The 17778-nt window shown below is 61.9% G+C and carries 16 protein-coding genes, 1 tRNA gene and 1 pseudogene; 8 read left to right on the plus strand and 10 right to left on the minus strand.

Features of this window, described 5'->3' with window-relative positions; all coding sequences use genetic code 11:
* Positions 1 to 455: 455 nt before the first annotated feature.
* A complete protein-coding gene (locus tag sphantq_RS00865; RefSeq protein WP_272799343.1) occupies positions 456 to 851 on the minus strand; it encodes a hypothetical protein in 396 nt (131 codons plus the stop codon).
* Between the two features lie 97 nt (positions 852 to 948).
* Here sphantq_RS00865 and sphantq_RS00870 point away from each other — a divergent pair, with 97 nt between their 5' ends.
* A complete protein-coding gene (locus tag sphantq_RS00870) occupies positions 949 to 1194 on the plus strand; it encodes a helix-turn-helix domain-containing protein (RefSeq protein ID WP_272799344.1) in 246 nt (81 codons plus the stop codon).
* 155 nt (positions 1195 to 1349) lie between these two features.
* On the opposite strand, the gene sphantq_RS00875 is transcribed toward sphantq_RS00870, so the two are convergent.
* On the minus strand, positions 1350 to 2609 hold the full coding sequence (locus sphantq_RS00875; RefSeq protein WP_272799345.1) for a site-specific integrase: 1260 nt from the start codon (positions 2607 to 2609) through the stop codon (positions 1350 to 1352).
* Positions 2610 to 2653: 44 nt separating this feature from the next.
* Complete coding sequence (locus sphantq_RS00880) at positions 2654 to 2872, minus strand: hypothetical protein (protein ID WP_272799346.1); 219 nt, start codon at positions 2870 to 2872, stop codon at positions 2654 to 2656.
* A gap of 124 nt (positions 2873 to 2996) precedes the next feature.
* Here sphantq_RS00880 and sphantq_RS00885 point away from each other — a divergent pair.
* A protein-coding gene (locus tag sphantq_RS00885) for an IS5 family transposase (protein WP_272799347.1) occupies positions 2997 to 3778 on the plus strand; the annotation gives its coding sequence in 2 pieces (ribosomal slippage) (positions 2997 to 3321 and positions 3321 to 3778; 783 coding nt in all).
* Between the two features lie 171 nt (positions 3779 to 3949).
* Here the strand turns inward: sphantq_RS00885 and sphantq_RS24350 are convergent.
* The 4 genes and pseudogenes from sphantq_RS24350 to sphantq_RS00900 all read right to left on the minus strand — a co-directional run.
* Positions 3950 to 4084: pseudogene (locus tag sphantq_RS24350) on the minus strand (DUF6538 domain-containing protein); the annotation flags it as partial.
* A gap of 81 nt (positions 4085 to 4165) precedes the next feature.
* Positions 4166 to 4242, minus strand: a tRNA-Ile gene (locus sphantq_RS00890).
* Between the two features lie 24 nt (positions 4243 to 4266).
* Entirely contained in the window at positions 4267 to 5304 is a 1038-nt protein-coding gene (locus sphantq_RS00895; protein ID WP_272799348.1) for a polysaccharide deacetylase family protein, read from the minus strand.
* Positions 5305 to 5378: 74 nt separating this feature from the next.
* The gene (locus sphantq_RS00900; protein ID WP_272800271.1) at positions 5379 to 7085 is read right to left on the minus strand and encodes a sensor histidine kinase; all 1707 of its coding nucleotides are present in this window, start codon (positions 7083 to 7085) and stop codon (positions 5379 to 5381) included.
* A gap of 220 nt (positions 7086 to 7305) precedes the next feature.
* Here sphantq_RS00900 and sphantq_RS00905 point away from each other — a divergent pair, with 220 nt between their 5' ends.
* Positions 7306 to 7779, plus strand: a complete 474-nt coding sequence (locus sphantq_RS00905) for an Lrp/AsnC family transcriptional regulator (RefSeq protein WP_066602894.1) — start codon at positions 7306 to 7308, stop codon at positions 7777 to 7779.
* A gap of 28 nt (positions 7780 to 7807) precedes the next feature.
* Here sphantq_RS00905 and sphantq_RS00910 read toward each other — a convergent pair whose 3' ends face one another.
* Both sphantq_RS00910 and sphantq_RS00915 read right to left on the minus strand, forming a co-directional pair.
* On the minus strand, positions 7808 to 9058 hold the full coding sequence (locus sphantq_RS00910) for a hypothetical protein (RefSeq protein ID WP_272799349.1): 1251 nt from the start codon (positions 9056 to 9058) through the stop codon (positions 7808 to 7810).
* 77 nt (positions 9059 to 9135) lie between these two features.
* The gene (locus sphantq_RS00915; RefSeq protein WP_066605405.1) at positions 9136 to 10410 is read right to left on the minus strand and encodes a hypothetical protein; all 1275 of its coding nucleotides are present in this window, start codon (positions 10408 to 10410) and stop codon (positions 9136 to 9138) included.
* 280 nt (positions 10411 to 10690) lie between these two features.
* Here sphantq_RS00915 and gyrA point away from each other — a divergent pair, with 280 nt between their 5' ends.
* Together gyrA and sphantq_RS00925 are read left to right on the plus strand one after the other, a co-directional pair.
* Positions 10691 to 13369, plus strand: coding sequence for a DNA gyrase subunit A (gyrA, locus tag sphantq_RS00920; RefSeq protein WP_066602901.1), 2679 nt, complete (start codon positions 10691 to 10693; stop codon positions 13367 to 13369).
* Positions 13366 to 13713 carry a DUF952 domain-containing protein gene (locus tag sphantq_RS00925; protein ID WP_066602904.1) on the plus strand — a complete coding sequence of 116 codons (348 nt, stop codon included), beginning with the start codon at positions 13366 to 13368 and terminating at the stop codon, positions 13711 to 13713. The genes gyrA and sphantq_RS00925 overlap by 4 nt, the downstream gene beginning before the upstream one ends.
* A gap of 18 nt (positions 13714 to 13731) precedes the next feature.
* Here the strand turns inward: sphantq_RS00925 and sphantq_RS00930 are convergent, their stop codons facing one another.
* On the minus strand, positions 13732 to 14850 hold the full coding sequence (locus tag sphantq_RS00930) for a glycosyltransferase (protein WP_443021565.1): 1119 nt from the start codon (positions 14848 to 14850) through the stop codon (positions 13732 to 13734).
* A gap of 54 nt (positions 14851 to 14904) precedes the next feature.
* Here sphantq_RS00930 and sphantq_RS00935 point away from each other — a divergent pair, with 54 nt between their 5' ends.
* From sphantq_RS00935 to trpB, 3 genes are all read left to right on the plus strand, one after another.
* Positions 14905 to 15759: a lysophospholipid acyltransferase family protein gene (locus sphantq_RS00935; protein WP_066602907.1), complete on the plus strand. Its 855-nt coding sequence runs from the start codon at positions 14905 to 14907 to the stop codon at positions 15757 to 15759.
* Between the two features lie 32 nt (positions 15760 to 15791).
* A complete protein-coding gene (locus sphantq_RS00940) occupies positions 15792 to 16436 on the plus strand; it encodes a phosphoribosylanthranilate isomerase (RefSeq protein WP_066602908.1) in 645 nt (214 codons plus the stop codon).
* Between the two features lie 99 nt (positions 16437 to 16535).
* Entirely contained in the window at positions 16536 to 17777 is a 1242-nt protein-coding gene (gene trpB / locus sphantq_RS00945) for a tryptophan synthase subunit beta (RefSeq protein ID WP_272799350.1), read from the plus strand.
* The last annotated feature ends 1 nt before the right edge of the window (position 17778 follow it).

Below are 17778 nucleotides of genomic sequence, written 5' to 3' on the forward strand. Positions count from 1 at the left end.
TTCAGATCAGTCTGCACGCCAATCTCATTGCAAACCGCAACTCCGAGCAACCAATCGAAGATTTCAAAATAAACCATTGAAATATGGCATTTTAAAATTCGGTACACTAGTGAGTACAGAAGCATTCCGCGTAAGCAGAAATACGGATGTACCAACAATGCCTTGGCCGCAATGCTGAAGCACGTCTGACAGTACGGATAACTGTGTGATGCCGCAGCCAGTGATGGTTAGCCGAAAGGCGGAGGGTGCTATGCTTCCAAGCATATGCAGGCATCAAGCGAGAGGTACCAAGTTACGCCCGATTCAAACTCAGGATCATGCAAGCTGGATGCCCTCCCCAATGCTCAGGAGCAGAAATAATCTATTTCTGTATCTATATGAGCGAGGGGAGCGAGGGAAACCAGTTACAACCCATTTAAATCTAGGATCATATATTATACATAATTATAATATAATTAGTTAATATTCATAAAATCTTCAATACTAATTGCAACGCCACCATCTACCAAGTTTCCAATTAAATTATTGATTGCGACATAGCGAATTGGCCTATCCAATTTATCTGCAACGATAGCATTTTTGATAAGAGCCTTAGTAACTTCATGCTTAGGAAATTTTCTTAAAAACGAAACACCGCTATCAAATATCTTATTCGCTTCATATTGTTCAGGCACGGATAAACTGTCCACACCGCCGCCCATGCCCACTGGCAGAGTGTAACGGCTAAGCTCAATTTTCTCCATCACGCTTGTCATTTTTGTGAGATGCATACCCAGCCGTATCTGTCTGATGGGGCCGCGAAGCAATACAGTCCCAATAACAATCATTCCGGTAAACATCAGCCAATTCATTTGCCCTAACTCCATACCAATCGCGCAAGGTATGAAGGAATTAAAATGGGTCGTAAATACCGTGGAGATAAATTAGCTCAGTCTCGATGGCTCTGCTGTGGTACGGATTGCAGCACATCAGGACACAGACGGACGACTGATCCGGCTAGGCGTTGCAATTCGAAATAAGCGCAAAGCGGCTGGCCTTTCGCAAGAGGCGTTGGCTGACGCTGCTGGCATTGATCGATCCCACATGGGCAAAATCGAGCGGGGCGAGCGCAATCTTACCCTACTGAACCTATGCCGAATAGCATCCGCCACCGGATTACGCCCTTCGGAGCTATTGAAGGACGCAGACCTGTAAAAAATTCGTGACGGCAAAGGAAAGAGTTGGACCGCGAGATATATCCGCCATTTTACGGCCCCAGCATAGGCCACAGGGGCGGGACAGCAATTCCTGATGGGGGGTTCGAGCAGCAAATCTTGATCGCCCTTGTACGGGGCTCCAGCGGCCCCAGATCACGCATGGCGACCAGTCCGCATGGGAGAAGGTATCCCAAGGCCCGGCACTTTGTAACGCAGGACTGCCTGCACCAGATTATGCAAACCGTACCCCAGTCCATAGCTTGCCGCGACACCTTGCGTTTTGTGCCCCATTAAGCGGTTTGCAAGCGGCTCCTCTATACTGGCCAGACGGCAGTAATCCTTGAATGTGTGCCGGAACGAATGGAACGTAATCCGCTTGTCGGTGATGCCGGTATCGCTATCCACATAGCGACCGTACCACTCGCCCCACTTGGCTGTTTGACGGCCATAAGCTCCAGCCCTCAATTCGGGGAACACGCGCCCTTTCTTGTCGCTTAGGCCCTCCACATATTTGAGGAAGCCTAGGCGTTCCAACTCTGGATGCAAGGGCACGAAGCGTTCGCTTTCAGCATTTTTAAGCCGGGTCACTTGTCCATTGTCGTCAGTATCGGCCACGAAATGCAGCCCCCAACATGACCGCATCTCGTTGTCAGCATCGGGATAGCTGACCTCCTTTATGTCTCCTACCCGGAGTTGCCCCAACTCCTCCATCCTCGCGCCGGTGAACAACGCCAGCACAGGAAGCCAATAAGCCGCCTCTCCCCGGCCCTGCTTTGGCCTAGCGCCGTCGGTAAAAACCGGGCTGCTAAAGAGCGACTGTAGATCGGCAAGGCCATAAGTCATGCGCTTATTAGCAGGCGCTTTTAGAACGATGCCCATTGCCGGATTGCTTTCGGCATAATCGTTCTCGACCGCCCATTGCAGCAAGGTCCGCAAATTGCCCAGTTTGACGTTTACATTCTGGGGCGTTTGCCCATCTGCCAACAAGCGATCCTTGAAAGCCAGAATGTCTTTTCGCGTAAATTGCTCGACAGACTTGCGGCCTATTCGCTCATGCAACCATTCCGCCACCCGCCTGTAGCTGTCTTTGGTTTTCGCTGCGGGAGAACGCTCAGCCGCCCATAGCTCGACTATGTCTTTGTCGAGATAGACCCCTCTACCGTCCGCAACCACCTTGTCGCCGCCGCAGTCAACGGCCTGACTCTCCTTCTTTGATCCACGTCCAGCGTTAGCCATCTGCGCATGAAGGCGACTAACAACCTGCTGATGATTGATTTCAGCCATTTCCCGGCGATGAGCGACCAACAACTGTACGGCTCTTGCAACATCAGCCTGCGACGCATCGACGGGCTTGCCAGCAGCTAGGGCATCCATGATCGGCTCTAATGCTTCAATCTCGCAATCTTGATCCAAGAGCGCTTGCCCTAGGCGGCGTGGACAAATTGGCGGGCGTGAGCTTATCGCGGCTGACGGGCGATCTCGACTGCGGCCTCGATCAGGTTTGCGGCAACTTCCTTGCCGAAGGTGTTGACGGTGATGTGACCGTCATCCAGTATGCTGATGTCGAAGAGTGTAGTTCCGTCGCTTGAGAGCACCTCCAGACGTATGCCGTCGAAGTTTACGTCGGTTGCCCACTGGTATTCCGCAGTGCGATCTTCGAGTTTCAGCGTTCCCATATAAATAGCTTATCGCCTACCGGTCCGGTTTGCTATCGATCCCGCGCTGTAGGTGTCGGCCATCAGCGAAGACGATTGACGTAGCGCAGGCGGATTGATTCAAGGCTGCTTTTTGGAGGCAGGCTTGAGCAGGGGCGATCTCACTGAATCAGAATGGCGCGTTCTGAAGGCCTTGTTGCCCATCGAGCCTGAAAACCGTGGTCGAGGCAGGCCGCCCGAACAGAACCGCTCCATCATCAATGGCATCCTCTGGCGACTTCGTTGCGGCGCTCCGTGGCGTGACGTGCCGCCTAAATATGGCAGTTGGAACACCATCTATCGACGATTCCGGCGGTGGAGCGAGGCCGGGGTCTGGGAGGCGGTCGCCGTGACGCTGGCCGAGATCATGGCGGACAGCGGCCACTACAGCATCGACAGCACCACCGTTCGCGCCCACGTCTCGGCAGCGGGCGGAAAAGGGGGACTCATCGACGCGCTCTTGGCCGCTCGCGGGGCGGGTTCACAAGTAAGCTTCACTGCTTGGCTGATGCCCTCGGACGACCACTCGCCTTCATCCTGACGGGCGGTGAAGTGGCGGATTGCAAGGCATATGATGCCTTGATCGGCCTGCCAGAACGCGCACCTGATGCACTGTTGGCCGACAAGGGCTACGATGCCGACGCAATCCGTGCCGACCTCGCCAAACGGCAGATAGAGCCCGTAATTCCGGGCCGCTCAAACCGCAGGGTGAAGATCGAGCATGACCGAACGCTCTACAAGCAGCGCAACCGCATCGAGCGTATGTTCGGGCACCTCAAAATCAACCGTGCCATCGCAACCCGCTACGACCAACTGGCCAATAGCTTCCTCGGCATGGTCCATCTCGCCACCGCCAGATACTGGCTCAAATTTGTCCACGCCGCCTAGCAAATCATTCTGTTCCTGCTCAGCTTCCCAGACGAGTCGCTCCCGCTCTAGCTGGGCTGGACTCTTAGCTACTAGCTGTAGGCCCGCCCCCCGATGCCGCGCAGGCATTTTCCGCGCACTGGAAAACAGAGCATCAGATTTAATGATTTCTGCCGGAATACGTCGCTTAGCTTCCTCCCGATCCTTAGTCCGTAGGGACAGCATGATTTCACGCTTGCCAAGGGCAGGACGCAAATGATCGGGTACAATACGCCGAAAATAATAAACGGAGCCACGCTTAGCGAGATAGGACATGGGCGTTTCCATAACTGTTACAGATGTAACAGACGCCTGTAAAAAGTCCTTATCTTTCAACGTTTTCCAAGCCTTTCAAGAGCTTAGGAACGATGGTGGGCCCGGCAGGACTTGAACCCGCAACCTATCCGTTATGAGCGGACAGCTCTAACCAATTGAGCTACAGGCCCCACCTGCGCTGCCGATAGGCAGCATCACGCCGCTTGGCAAGCCCGTCCGCGCATAGGGACTGCGGCAATGAATTGATCCAGGCTGGCGGCGGTAACGCCGCGGCGCTCCAGATGGGTCAGCACGCCGTCCCACCAGCGGTAAAAGGTCGTCCGATCGCCTTCAGTACGGACATAAGGCGTATGTCCAGGCTCCAGCGTGGGCGAATGGAAGCTGAAATTCAGCACGCGCACGCCTTCATCGATCAGCGCGTCGATCGCCGATATCGCCTCATGCAGCGGCACACCTTCAGGCGTCAGCGGGATGCGGCTGAGCATCCGGGCGCGCGACAGGGCTCCCGCCAGCGGCCCCATCGCCTGCGCCGCGCGATACAGGCGCTCGCCGCCGCCGCGCAGCAGCCCGGCAAAGGCCGTGGACAGCGGCAATTCGATCAGCGACCGGGTCGGTCCCGCCCAATAAGGATGTTGTGGCAGGCCATGGAAATCGGGGCCATGCTGGTGGCTATAGTCGAACCGGCTGCGGACCGAACTGTCGAGGCGAAAGCCCGCCTCCTCCAGCAAGCGTGCGCTGCTGGCGCCAACGCCATAGCGCCCGGCGCGATAGGCGATGGGGCGACGGCCGAACCGTTCCTCGATGCGCTGGCAGAGCGCCTCCAGCTTGGCGCGCTCGATCGCTTCGGGGAGGAAGCCGACATAGCTGTTGGCCGCGTTCACATCCTCCACATGGGGCGGATTGACCCAGGGGTGAAGGTGCGCGCCGATATCGGCCGCGCCATCATTAACCCATTGTCCCATCATTGCGGCCGCCGCATCGCTGTCGATCACTGGATAATCGGTGACATAGATAGGCTTGACCCCAGCGGCGGCGAAATAGGCCTGGCCGCGCGCCATGCCCGGCAGGGCCGTGACGCGATTGCTGGCGCGGCTGAACGGCGCATCCCAGTCAAACTCTTCCTCGGTATCGACGAACAGCATGAAACGGGCGCCGAAGGCGGGATCGAGGGCGATCATGTCCTGCGCCAGCGGCGGCCGGAGCAGATTGCCATCATGAAGTTGAGCAGTCATGTCGCATTTCTATCGCTCAATGGTTGCGATAGGGTTTCCCTGCCCCCTTCAGACTTGGCCTCATGCCTAGCCCTTCAGGCGTGATCGGCCAGACCGCTGGCGACCGCGACCGCGGGGATGGTCAGCAGCAGCCGTCCCGGCTCAATCGTCAGTCCGCCGCCGCACGTGGCGGCCAGGCCGCGGATCAGCCGCAGCGAAAAGCCCAGGCCCAGCAACGGACCATCGACCCAATCGCCGCTGGCGTCATAGCCCGGATCTAGCAGTTGCGCCTCGTCCATGCCGACCAGGGTGGAGGGGCGGTCGATCGCGAAGACAACCCGCCCGGCCGCGCCGTCCGGCTGAAACCAGCAGGCGCCAGTCACCGGTTCGGCGACCGGCGCGACCGAAATGGCGGTGCGCAGCAGATGCTGCACCATCCGTTCGCCCTGCACCGGATCGATCCGCACCTGCGGCAGGCCTGGTGCGATGGCGATGTCGATGCCGACGGCGCCCTGATCGGCAAAGCGCGTCGAGATCTGCGTCACCAACAGCGCCGGGTCGATAAGCTGGGGCATGGTCGCGCCGTCGCCGCGCGACACCTTGGCCGCCAGATCCAGATCGTCGAACGCCGCGAGCAGGTGGCGCGCATCAACCGCGATCTTGCCCGCCATGTCGCGATATTGGATGCCGGCCGCGCCGAACAATTCCTGTTCGATGATCTCGGCAAAGCCCAATATGGCGTTCAGGGGCGTGCGCAATTCATGGACCAATTGCCGCAACGAGTCGGCCGACAGTCCGGCAATGGCCATGGCTGCGGGCTTGGGTTCGCTGGCGACTTCATGCAGGAAAGGACGGCGCGCCTGTCCGCGATAGCCCTGGAAACGGCCTGAGCGGGTGTCGAAAAAGGGCGTTGCGGACAGACGCCACTCGCCCGCCATGGCCCCGCCGACGATAGTATAGCGCCCATTCTGGAAGCCGCTGCGGCGCGCGAAAGCGCCGGCGACATGGGCGTCGGGTCCGCTGCCGCCTTCGAGCGCGACATCGCCCAGCATCAGCCCGATCAACGCCGCGCGCGGTCCCTGATCGATCCACAGGATGATGCCCTCTGCATCGGTTTCGAACGTGAAGTCGCGGGGCGCGGCCTCTCTGTCGGGAAAAGCGTCGCCATTGGCGGCTTCGGGCGGCTTGCGCGCGCTTGTGAAGCGCGCAATCCGATCGACCAGGTTGCGGATCTGACCTTCGTCGCCCGGTTGCGGGCGAAGCGGCGTCACCTTCGCGGATGCCCTTGGCTCGACGGGCGAGGGATCAGGTTTCGCCAGCATCTCCGGCGTCAGGATCATGTCGCTGTCGCCGATCATGTCCTGACGCGCGGTGGACAGGACCAGATCATGCGCGCCGAAGGCTTCGAGCGCCTGCCGCGTTGCCGGACCGATATCGCGCCGACCGCGCAGCACGCCGCGCGCCGTGGGCGTCAGATGCGGCAGCAGGTCGATCCAGGCCGTTTCCAGCAACTGTGCTCGCGCCGTGGCGGCAGCGGCGATCGAGGGCCGATCATTGGCGAAGAAGGCGACCAGGCTGGGCGAGCGCAGGCGACCGCCCAATTCCACGACCGTCGCGATTCGTTGCGTTTCAGTCAGTTGCGGCCGTAGCGCGGACAGCCGGTCGAGCAGCGCGCCACGCGCCGACGCGGCCATGGCGGGCCGATCCGACCTATCGCGCTGGGCAAGGAGGTCGACACATTGGCGCCACAACGTCACCGCGCCCAGCCCGCTACGGTCCTGCGCCGCCAGCACTGTCTGCATGAGATCGTCGAAACGCACCAAAATCCCCAAATCATGCGGGTTATCAGCCTGTGCCCCGCAGCGCACGGATACGGCCCCGATCATCGATAGGCGCTCCACGCGGAAAGGAAAAGGCCCCGATGCCGCGAACGAAAGCGATCGTCGCATAGTGGGACAATTGCATTGCCCTGAAACATTATTATGATGGGTCGCATAAACAGGACAGGAAATAAGCGAAATAATGGCCGGCCCCAATATCGACGACATCGACATGCAGATTCTGGGCGAACTGCAACAGGACGGCAGGATGACCAATGTGGAATTGGCACGCAAAGTCGGCCTGACGGCGCCCCCCTGCCTGCGTCGCGTGCGCGCGCTGGAGGAAGCCGGCGCGATCAAATCCTACCATGCCGTCGTCGATCCGGCGATGCTTGGCTACACCATCACCGTGTTCGCCATGGTCAGCCTGAAAAGCCAGGCGGAGGCCGATCTGAAAGCGTTTCAGGACCATGTCGCATCGCTGCCCGAAGTGCGCGAATGTCACATGCTGAACGGCGAAATCGACTTCATCCTGAAAGTGGTGGCGCGCGACTTGCAAAGCTTCCAGCAGTTCCTGACGTCGAAATTGACGCCAGCGCCCAATGTGGTCAGCGTCAAGACGTCGCTCACCATCCGCACATCAAAGAACCAGCCCGGCGTCCCCCTGCCCGTCTGAACCCGGACGGCGCAGGGGGTCCGGCGCGTCAGCCGACCTTGCGATCCTGATGCTGCGCCCAGGCGGTCCAGAAACCCGCGATTGCGGTCCAGGGACCACTGACCCGCGCCAGGGTCGCCTGGGCGCTGGGCAGGTCGCCGGACCGGGCCAGCGCCACGCCCAGCCGCGCATTGGCGCGCCCTTCGTCGATCCCGCCCTTGCTCAGCGCCAGCCGATATTGTTCGACCGCCTGCGGGAATTGGCCTAGCGAGAAATAGCTGTCCGCGACGGCCAGCGCATCCTTGCCATTGCCTGCCACCGCCGCTTTTTTCGCAATTGCGGGCAGAGCGACGATTTCCTTCGTCGCCTTGGGTGTAACGCTCTTGAGCAACTGGCTGGTCACGCTCTGGGTCGGAGTCAACTTGCCCGCCTTGCGGCCGGATTCGATGATCGCCTTGGCTTCGGAATAATAGCCTGATTTCTCCGCCGCCTGCGCATAGGCCTGATAGTCGCGCTCGCTCGCCATCGCGCCATTGGCCGCCTGCAGACGGTAAAGATCGAGCTGCAGTTGCGGCTCCAGTTCAGCGGCCGATTGGTAATTAACCAGCGCGGATCGCCATTCTTCCTTGCCATCCCGCTGGTTCAGCCGGTCGCGATAGAGTTGCCCGACTTCAGTCCAGTCACCGGCCTGATAGGCCATGGAGATCGCCCGATCGATCCAAGCCAGCGGCACCGGCTGACCCGACGCTTTGTGGCGGGCTATGGCTTCCTGCACGAAGGGGCGGGCGTCCTTGGGCTTGTTGCGGCGCAAAGCGATATCGGCGCGCAACATGGTTGCGTCGATGCCGTCATACCCCAGCGTCTTGGCGTAATCGAGCTGCGCGGTGGCGTCCGTATAATTGCCGACCATGTAGGACAGATAGGCCGCTACATAGCGCAACCGCGGCGCTTCGCTGCGCGGCAGGGCCGCGGTCTTGAACAGGTCGGTCAGGGCGATACGTTCGGCCTGCACGTCGCGGCGTTGCGCAGCGAGTTGGAAGCGCATGCCTGCCGCCACATAAGATTCAAAATCATTGGTGGGGATGAGCGATGCGATGCGGGCGCTCGCCGTCGCCACATCACGCGCCTTGAGCGCCGCTTCGGCCGCTTGCGCGCCAGCGCGAAAACCGTCGGACATTTCGATCGGCGGGCCGACCACGGCCGGCGCTTTCTTCTTTGCTGCCACAGGCGTTGCGACGACCGCAATGGCGGCCGCCAGCGCCGCCAGCGGCAGGCGGGAAATCTTGATATCGATGCGCATGGGCCGCCCCGGCTCCCCCAAAAATATAGTCTTCAAAGCCCATGGGCGCGCGGCCAGCACGCGCCCATGGATAATCATCAGGCCCCCTTGGTGCCCAGATAGGCAAGCCACAGGCCAGCGACCTGCTTGCGCGAACCGGCCTGCACCGCTTCAAACGCGGCCTTGGCGCCAGCCGTGTCGCCGCCCAGCGTCTTGGCGATGCCAAGTCGCGAATTAATCTCGTCCGCTTCCACGCCGCCCTTCTGCTTGGCGAGTTCGAACATGGCCGCAGCCTTGGCGTAATCGCCATAGCCAAGATAAGCGTCGCCGGTGGCGGCTGCGATCTTGCCGTTGGCAGCCTTCTGCGCGTCGGCTTCGGCCGCACCCAGCGTGCTCTTGTCGCCTGCGATCTTCGGCACGGCGGTCTGATAGACGTCAGCGCCCTGGGTCGCGTTCAGCACGCCCTTGGACCGGCCAGCGTCAATGGCGGTCTTGACCTCGCCATAAATGCCGGTCTTCGAGGCCATTTCGGCATATTCGGTATAGTCGGCCGCAATGACCAGGCCGCCCGAAACCGACAGAAGACGCAGAACGTCAAGATTTTCGCGGTTCGAAATATTGGGGTTGGCGCGCTGGAACAGGCGCACCAGTGTCCGCAGATTCTGACCGCTCGGTTCAGCCTGATAGGCCATCTTCGCCCATTCGGTCACGTCCGGCAGCTTGGCCGCCTCGGCCCGGCTGACGCCGATCTGATACCATTGGGCCGGAACCTGCTGGCCCGCCGCCTTCATCGCATCAGCCGCGGCCTTCAGCGCCGTCAGACCCTGCTGATTGAAGCCGCGCGCCGGCTCGACCGAACCATTGCCGGTGCCCGCCTTGCCGAAATAGGCCTGGGCGATGGTGGGCTGCACCGATTCCGCTTTGTATCCGGCGGCAAGCGCCGCCTGGCCGCGCTGGATCGCCACGTCGTAATTCTTCGCGGCCATCGCCTGATCGGCGGCGATCGCATTGAACTGGCCTGCCTGTTCAGGCGGGGTCAGGCCGCTATCGAGCATCTGGTTGAGCGCTTCGCTCTGCAAGGCCGTGTCCTTGGCGGCGATCGAGGTGTTCAGCTTGATCGCGCCGATCTGATATTTGTCGTCATTCGACGTGGCCTTGCTGTCCGCTTCGGCCAGCGCGGCTTTGGCGCCCGCAAAATCCTGCGCTTCGGAAGCCTTTTGCGCGGTTTGCAGCGCCTTGATGACGTCAGGCGACACGTTGAGCTTCGGGCCGGCCTTCTTCTCTTCCTTCTTCGCGGCGAAGGCAGGCGCGCTGATCGCGCCACCGGTCATCGCCAAAGCCAGCGCGAGCGCCACCGGGGTAACAAAACGCATGATCATCATCTCCTCTTGCGCGCCTGATGGGGGAACAGCAGGCGACCTTTCGCGGTTGAGCGCCGATTAGGGGACGGCGCGTGAACGGCCATTGAACAAGCCGATATCGTCGGATTTTGCAACCGTTATACAGCCGCTTCGTTCCACTTGCGAACATATCGCCTCCCCATAACGCCTCGGCTACACATACCGGCGCGCAGGCTTGGCCAAGGGGTGACAGATTTGTTTCGCTCGGCTAGGGGTTGGGCAACAGAATCCATCCTGAAAAAAGAGAATCGCATTGACCGACGAGACTGTCCTCGCCGACCCTTCGGACATCAGCCCCATCTCCATCGTGGACGAGATGAAGGCCAGCTATCTCGACTATGCCATGTCCGTCATCGTGGCGCGCGCCCTGCCGGACGTGCGCGACGGTTTGAAGCCGGTCCATCGCCGCATTCTGTTCTCCGCCCAGGAATCGGGCTTCGTCTACAACCGCCCCTATCGCAAGTCTGCGCGCCTGGTCGGCGAGGTGATGGGTAAATATCACCCGCATGGCGACAGTTCGATCTACGACGCCTTGGCGCGCATGACTCAGGACTGGTCGATGCGGGTTCCGCTGATCGACGGTCAGGGGAATTTCGGTTCCATGGACCCCGATCCGCCAGCGGCCATGCGCTACACCGAAGCGCGCCTGGCGAAGGTCGCGACGGCGCTGCTGGACGATCTCGACAAGGACACGGTCGACTTCACGCCCAACTATGATGCATCGGAAAGCGAGCCGCAGGTTCTGCCCGCGCGCTTCCCCAACCTGCTGGTCAATGGCGCGGGTGGCATCGCGGTCGGCATGGCGACCAACATCCCGCCGCATAATCTGGGCGAAGTGCTGCGCGCCTGCCTCGCCTATATCGACAATCCCGGCATCACGACCGACGAACTGATCGCCATCGTCCCCGGTCCCGATTTCCCCACCGCGCCGCTGATCCTGGGCCAGTCGGGCGCGCGCAGCGCCTATCATACCGGCCGCGGCTCCATCATGATGCGCTCGCGCCATGTGGTCGAGGAAGGGCGCGGCGACCGCCAGTCGATCGTCCTGACCGCCATCCCCTATCAGGTCGGCAAGAACGGCCTGGTTGAAAAGATCGCCGAAGCCGCCAAGGACAAGCGGATCGAAGGCATCAGCGACATTCGCGACGAGTCCAGCCGTGAAGGCGTGCGGATCGTCATGGACCTGAAGCGCGACGCGACCCCCGAAGTCGTGCTGAACCAGTTGTGGCGCAACACGCCGGCCCAGTCGAGTTTCCCGGCCAACATGCTGGCGATCCGCGGCGGTCGCCCCGAATTGCTGGGCCTGCGTGAGATCATCGAAGCCTTCGTCAAGTTCCGCGAAGAGGTCATCACCCGCCGCACCAAGTTCGAACTGAACAAGGCGCGCGACCGGGCGCATATCTTGCTGGGCCTGGTCGTCGCGGTCAGCAATCTTGACGAAATGGTCAAGATCATCCGCGGATCGTCCAGCCCGGCCGAAGCCCGCGAAAGGCTACTGGCGCGCGAATGGCCGATCGGCGAGATCGCCCCCTATCTGCGCCTGGTCGAAGCGATCGAGACGGATGTCCATGGCGACATCTACAAGTTGAGCGACATTCAGGTCCGCGCGATCCTGGACCTGCGCCTGCATCGCCTGACCGCTCTGGGCCGCGACGAAATCGGCAAGGAACTGGCCGAACTGGCCGAGGCGATCGCCGAATATCTCGCCATATTGGGCGACCGGGTGAAACTCTATGCGGTGATGCGCGAAGAGTTGGAGGCGATCGAAAAGGAATTTGCGACCCCGCGCCTGTCGGAGATCACCGCCGCCGCCGACGGCATCGAGGACGAGGATCTGATCGAGCGCGAGGAGATGGTCGTCACCGTCACCGTGCAGGGCTATATCAAGCGCACCCCGCTCGAAAGCTTCCGCGCTCAGGCGCGCGGCGGCAAAGGCCGGTCCGGCATGGCGACCAAAGATGAGGACGCCGTCACCGAAATGTTCGTGACGTCGACCCATACGCCGGTGCTTTTCTTCTCAACCGCCGGCAAGGTCTATCGCATGAAGGTGTGGCGCTTGCCCGAAGGCGGCCCGGCGACGCGCGGTCGGCCGATGGTCAACCTGCTGCCGCTCGGCCCCGGCGAAACCATCCGCACCGTGCTGCCGCTGCCCGAAGACGAGGATAGCTGGAAGGATCTGCACGTCATGTTCGCGACAGCGAACGGGACAGTTCGACGCAACAGCATGGACGCCTTCGCCAATGTGCCAAGCAACGGCAAGCTGGCGATGCGCTTCGATGAGGGTAGCGAAGATCGCCTGATCGGCGTGGCGCTGCTGACCGAAGAGGATGACGTTCTGCTCGCTACCCGCCAGGGCAAGGCGATCCGCTTCGCCGCGACCGACGTGCGCGAATTCCAGAGCCGCACTTCCACCGGCGTGCGTGGCATGACGCTCAAAAATGATGACGAGGTGATCTCGTTGTCGATCCTGCATCGGTCCGGCGCGGAGCAGGAACAGCGCGAGGATTATCTGCGTTTCGCCCCGTGGAAGCCGGAAAAGGAGGGCGAAATGGCCGATCAGGCCATGTTCGTCCATATGCGGGAAAATGAGCAGTTCATTCTGACCGTCTGCGCCAATGGCTATGGCAAGCTGTCGTCCGCCTATGACTATCGCCGCACCGGGCGCGGTGGTCAGGGCATCACCAATATCGACAATATCGGCCGCAACGGCCCCGTGGTCGCCAGCTTCGCCGCTACCCAGGCCGATCAATTGATGCTGGTCACCGACCAGGCGAAGTTGATCCGTATGGGCCTCGACAGCCTGCGCGTCATCGGCCGCAATTCGGCGGGCGTCCGCCTGTTCGATGTGGCCAAGGACGAACATGTCGTGAGCGCCGCCAAGATCGAGGAAAGCGAGGAGGCCGAACCGACCGAGGCTACGCCGGTAGCATGAGCGACCTGTTCGCCTACAAGGTGCTGACGGCGGAGCAATATGAACAGTTCAAGGCCGACGGCGTGTTCAAAGGCGCGCCGATCGACCTGACGGACGGTTATATCCATATGTCGACCCGCGACCAGGCGGCCGAGACGGTGGCCAAGCATTTTGCCGGGCAGGACCGGCTGGTCATGCTGATGATCGATCTGGCGCCGTTCGGCGATACGATCAAATGGGAGGAATCGCGCGGCGGCGCGCTATTCCCCCATCTCTATGCCGACCTGCCGATCAGCGCGGTTGCGGGCAAGGTCGTGCTGCGCATCGGCGACGATGGGCGGCACCAGTTTCCGGCAGGATTTTGATCCGCCGGCATGTGTTGATCAGGGGACGCGCTGCATCCCCGTTACGCGGCCGCGACTGACCCGATAGTCCCAGCCGCCCCAGCGGATATGGTTGGACATGACGGCCATCGCCTGCACCGCCAGATGCGCCCATGTCACAGCGAAGGGCGCCACCATATCCCATAGCAGCGATCGCCGCGCCTTCACCGCCTGTTTCGGCTCCAGCACCGCGCCGATGATCGATCGCCGCACCAGCGCCCGGCTCCACGCAGCGCCATAGCCGATCGCGACCGCGATCCAGCCGCCCCAGCCCAGCGCCCAGGCCCAAGCGGCCGCCTGCACCGCGACCACGCCGGTTGCCAGGCCCCACATGCCGATGCTGTTGGTGGCGATATGACGGTACTGGCGAACGCCGAAATCCAGCAGGTCGGCGATGCGCCCTTCCAGCGGACTCGCCACCAGCAGGTCGCGCACCGGCCGCAGCCGCAATTGCGCGCGCCAGCCCGCCAGCCCGATCGTCATGTCGTCGGACAGGCGACCGGCCAGCGCCGCGCCCAGGTCCAGCCGATCCGCCACCGCCCGCGTCAAGGCCATGGCCCCGCCCCAGGGCATGGTCGCGCTGGCGAACCGCGGCAGCGTCGCCAACTGCAACTCGACCGCGCCGACCAAGGTCGCCACCGCTCCGCTTTCCGGCAGCAGCAGGCGATAGCCAGTGACGATGTCGGCTTTTCCCCGCACCAGCGGGAAAAGCAGCCGCGCGACCAGCCGCGTCGGCGGCTCGATATCGGCGTCGATGAAGACCAGGTAGCGATCGTCGGCACGCAACGCTCGCAGGGCCGCGCGCAACTTGTGGACCTTGCGTCCTTCATCCTGCGCCATCCCCGCTGCGACGAGTTGCACCCAGTCGCCCTCCCGCGCTCGCAATGCCTCGGCCGCCGGGCAGGCGCCCGACGTCGCCAGCAACAGGCGGAACGGCGCGCTTTGCGCCTTCAACCGCGCGATCAATTCATCGCCGCCATCCCAATCGTCACGGACGCTGAGGATCAGCACGACGCCATCGGGCGCTTCCTCTTTCCGGTCCTTGGGCAGGTTGCGCCCATAATTGACGACGCCCAACACAGTCAGCGCCTGTAACAAGAACCAGACCCACAACATCATCACAACGCCCACGCCTCTTTACCGTCATGCACGCTGCTGTATGACTCTTGGGCGATGCTCTCCAACCCCTTTCTCTTCATCGTGATGCGGTTGCTGCCCGCCCGCCTGGCCTCCTGGTTCGGGGGCTGGCTGTCGGCCCATGTCGCACGCCGCAATATGAAATTGCGCGACGCGCGCGCGCGCGCCAACCTCGCCCTTTTGCGCCCCGACCTACCCGATGCCGATCGGGAAGCCATATTGACACGCCGCTGGACGAATATCGGACGCACCATGGCCGAACTCGCCAATATCGATCGGCTGGTGAACGACGCTCATGTCACCGTAATCGACCGGGTCGGGTACCAGGCGGTTTTGGAAGGTCCCGGTCCCATGGTCGCCTTCACCTGCCATCTGGGCAATTGGGATCTGCTGGCCGCCTATATCAAATGGTCGACCGACCGACCCGGCCTTGGCGTCTATGAAGACCCCGAAGACCCCAGGATCGCCGCCCAACTCAAAAGGGCGCGCTCCAGCTATATGGGCGAAGCGATCGGCGGCGGCGGCGCGGCACGCGGCGTCCTTAAGCACCTGACCCAAAAGGACCGGGCGACCCTCTATATATTGGCCGACGAACGACGCGAGCGTCAGGTCTGGTTCCCCACCTTCGGCCGGTCGATCGAGCCGTCGGGCAACCTGTCGATCGCGCTGCGCCTGGCGCGCAAGGTCGGCGCGCGCTTCCTGCCCTTTTATCTGGTGCGCACAAAAGGCCCGCATTTTGCGCTGCATTGGCATCCGCCGCTCGATCCTCGCGACATGAGCGACGCGGATATCGTCGCGACGCTCGACCGTTTCCTGGGCGCAGCCTGCATCGCCCATGCCGACCAATGGCTGGCGCTGCATGATATGGACCTGACCGCGACCGCCATGTGACTTGCGCGCGCTTCCCCGCTAAAGCCCGCAGCATGTCCCGACTCGCGATCAAGATTTGTGGTCTGTCCACGCCCGAAACGGTGGGCGCGGCGGTCAGCGCCGGGGCGAGCCATATCGGGTTCGTCCATTTCGCCAAAAGCCCGCGCCATGTGGAGGCCGACCAGATTCGCGGCCTGGCCGCCCATGCCCCGGCCCATATCGAAAAGGTCGCGGTCGTCGTCGATCCGACCGACGAGATGCTGGGCGAATTGGTCGGCGCCGGCGCCCTCACCGCTCTGCAATTGCATGGCAAGGAAAGCCCGCAGCGCGTCGCCGCCATCCGCGCGCGGTTCGGCCTGCCGGTGTGGAAGGCGATCGCGGTAAAGACCCGCGCCGACATCGATAGCGCCAGCGCTTATGTGGGCGCGGCCGACCTGTTGCTGTTCGATGCCAAGACGCCCGACGGCGCGGCGCTGCCCGGTGGCATGGGGCTTCGCTTCGACTGGACGCTGCTGCGCGGGTTGGCCATCCCGGCGCCATGGGGGCTTTCAGGGGGGCTTTCGAGCGACAATGTCGTCGAGGCGATCTGCATCAGCGGCGCGCGCCTGATCGATATTTCGTCCGGCGTCGAGAGCGCGCCGGGCATCAAGAGTGTGGACAAGATCATGGCCTTCTGCAAAGCGGTGTCCGCATGTTGACGCAGACATCCCTCGTGATGCGCATTGGACAACGATGGCGCTGATCGCTTCCCTTTCATCGAAGCGAACGCCCTATTTTGTCCCGGAAAGACTGACACCATGACCGACACACTGAGCTTGCCCAACAGCCTGCGATCGCAGCCCGACGCCAGCGGCCATTTCGGCGCGTTCGGCGGCCGCTATGTCGCCGAAACGCTGATGCCGCTGATCCTGGAACTGGAGAAGGTCTATAAGGAGGCCAAGGCCGATCCCGCCTTCGACGCCGAGTTCGCCGAACTGATGCGATCCTATGTCGGCCGCCCCAACCCGCTTTATTATGCCGGGCGGCTGACCGAAGCGCTGCGCGCCAAGACTCCCGCAGGCAAGGGCGCGAAAATCTACCTGAAGCGCGAAGAGTTGAACCATACCGGCGCCCACAAGATCAACAATTGCATCGGCCAGGCGCTGCTCGCCCGCCGCATGGGCAAGAAGAAAGTCATCGCCGAAACCGGCGCAGGCCAGCATGGCGTCGCGACCGCGACCGTCGCCGCCCTGTTCGGCATGGAATGCAAGATCTTCATGGGCGCGAAGGATGTGGAGCGGCAGAAGCCCAACGTCTTCCGCATGAAGCTGCTGGGCGCGGAAGTCATCCCGGTTCATTCGGGGTCGTCCACGCTCAAGGATTCGATGAACGACGCCCTGCGCTACTGGGTGTCGAACGTGCATGATACTTTCTACATCATCGGCACGGCGGCCGGCCCGCACCCCTATCCCGAACTGGTCCGCGATTTCCAGTCGATCATCGGCAAGGAAACCCGTGCGCAGATCATGGAGGCTGAAGGTCGCCTGCCCGACATGCTCATCGCGCCGGTCGGTGGCGGCTCCAACGCCATCGGCCTGTTCCACCCCTTTCTGGACGACCCAGAAGTTGCGATGATCGGCGTGGAAGCGGCCGGCGAAGGGCTGGACGGGAAACACGCCGCCTCGCTGGCCGGCGGCGTGTCGGGCATCTTGCACGGCAACCGCACCTATCTGCTCCAGGACGAAGACGGCCAGATCACGGAAGCGCACAGCATTTCTGCTGGCCTAGACTATCCCGGCATCGGGCCGGAACATAGCTGGCTGCACGAGATCGGCCGGGTCCAATATATGCCGATCAAAGATGAAGAGGCGCTGACGAGCTTCCAGACGCTCAGCAAGCTGGAAGGAATCATCCCCGCGCTCGAATCCGCCCATGCGGTTGCCGCCGCCGAACAGATCGCACCGACGCTAAATGCCGACAAGATCATCGTCATCAACCTGTCGGGCCGGGGGGACAAGGATATCTTCACCGTCGCCGACGCGCTGGGAGTGGAGATGTGAA

The sequence above is a fragment of the Sphingobium sp. AntQ-1 genome, from assembly GCF_028538045.1.
In the GTDB taxonomy this organism is placed as follows: domain Bacteria; phylum Pseudomonadota; class Alphaproteobacteria; order Sphingomonadales; family Sphingomonadaceae; genus Sphingobium; species Sphingobium cupriresistens.

Excerpts from the sequence above, each read along its gene's own strand:
- sphantq_RS00865 (WP_272799343.1), bottom strand. The coding sequence starts at position 851 with ATGAATTGGCTGATGTTTACCGGAATGATTGTTATTGGGACTGTATTG.
- sphantq_RS00880 (WP_272799346.1), bottom strand. The coding sequence starts at position 2,872 with ATGGGAACGCTGAAACTCGAAGATCGCACTGCGGAATACCAGTGGGCA.
- sphantq_RS00895 (WP_272799348.1), bottom strand. The coding sequence starts at position 5,304 with ATGACTGCTCAACTTCATGATGGCAATCTGCTCCGGCCGCCGCTGGCG.
- sphantq_RS00900 (WP_272800271.1), bottom strand. The coding sequence starts at position 7,085 with ATGCAGACAGTGCTGGCGGCGCAGGACCGTAGCGGGCTGGGCGCGGTG.
- sphantq_RS00905 (WP_066602894.1), top strand. The coding sequence starts at position 7,306 with ATGGCCGGCCCCAATATCGACGACATCGACATGCAGATTCTGGGCGAA.
- sphantq_RS00910 (WP_272799349.1), bottom strand. The coding sequence starts at position 9,058 with ATGCGCATCGATATCAAGATTTCCCGCCTGCCGCTGGCGGCGCTGGCG.
- sphantq_RS00915 (WP_066605405.1), bottom strand. The coding sequence starts at position 10,410 with ATGCGTTTTGTTACCCCGGTGGCGCTCGCGCTGGCTTTGGCGATGACC.
- sphantq_RS00925 (WP_066602904.1), top strand. The coding sequence starts at position 13,366 with ATGAGCGACCTGTTCGCCTACAAGGTGCTGACGGCGGAGCAATATGAA.
- sphantq_RS00930 (WP_443021565.1), bottom strand. The coding sequence starts at position 14,850 with ATGATGTTGTGGGTCTGGTTCTTGTTACAGGCGCTGACTGTGTTGGGC.
- sphantq_RS00935 (WP_066602907.1), top strand. The coding sequence starts at position 14,905 with ATGCTCTCCAACCCCTTTCTCTTCATCGTGATGCGGTTGCTGCCCGCC.
- sphantq_RS00940 (WP_066602908.1), top strand. The coding sequence starts at position 15,792 with ATGTCCCGACTCGCGATCAAGATTTGTGGTCTGTCCACGCCCGAAACG.
- trpB (WP_272799350.1), top strand. The coding sequence starts at position 16,536 with ATGACCGACACACTGAGCTTGCCCAACAGCCTGCGATCGCAGCCCGAC.